Source organism: Sciscionella sediminilitoris (genome assembly GCF_000737195.2).
GTDB classification, from domain to species: Bacteria; Actinomycetota; Actinomycetes; order Mycobacteriales; family Pseudonocardiaceae; genus Sciscionella; species Sciscionella sediminilitoris.
Window position 1 is genome coordinate 1 of record NZ_JALM01000196.1, and the last position, 813, is coordinate 813.

Consider the following 813-nt stretch of genomic DNA (forward strand, 5'->3'; position numbering starts at 1 on the left):
TAGCTCGAGTGAGAACGCCGAGCTGCGCGCCGCGAAGCGTCGGATCCGGTTGCTGGAGCAAGAAAACGAAGTGCTCCGCCGCGCGGCTGCGTATTTGTCGCAGTCGAACCTGCCGGGAAAATGATTTACCCGCTCGTCCGTGAGTTGGCCGCTGACGGCATCCCCGTCGCGGTGACGTGCCGGGTGCTCAAGATCGCCCGCCAGCCGTATTACCGGTGGCTGGCCCGGCCGGTCACCGACGCAGAGCTGGCCGAGGCGTATCTGGCGAACGCGGTGTTCGATGCGCACCGCGACGACCCCGAGTTCGGTTACCGGTTCCTGGCCGACGAAGCCGCCGCGGCCGGGTATCGGGCAGCGGAGCGGACCGTGTGGCGGATCTGCCGGGATAACCGCTGGTGGAGCGCGTTCGGTAAGAAACGCGGCGGCAACGGCAGACGGCCGGGGGCGTCGGCGCACGACGACCTCGTCCAGCGTGATTTCACTGCCAAGGGCCCGAACCAGCTCTGGCTCACGGACTTGACCGAGCATCGCACCGATGAGGGGAAGTTGTACGTTTGCGCGATCAAGGACGCCTACTCCAACCGGATCGTCGGCTATGCGATCAGCGACCGCATGAAGTCCCGACTGGCCGTAGCAGCGCTGGAGACGGCGATCGCGCGGCGTGGCCACGTCGCTGGCTGCGTGGTTCACAGCGACCGGGGATCGCAATTTCGGAGCCGGAAATTTACCGCCGCACTGCACCGGCACGGCCTGGTCGGATCGATGGGCCAGGTCGGTTCAGCGGGCGACAACGCCGCTATGGAGAGCTTCTTC

General features: G+C 66.4%; 1 pseudogene. It reads left to right on the plus strand.

Features of this window, described 5'->3' with window-relative positions:
• Positions 1-813, plus strand: a pseudogene (locus tag AD72_RS35130) (IS3 family transposase); the annotation flags it as partial.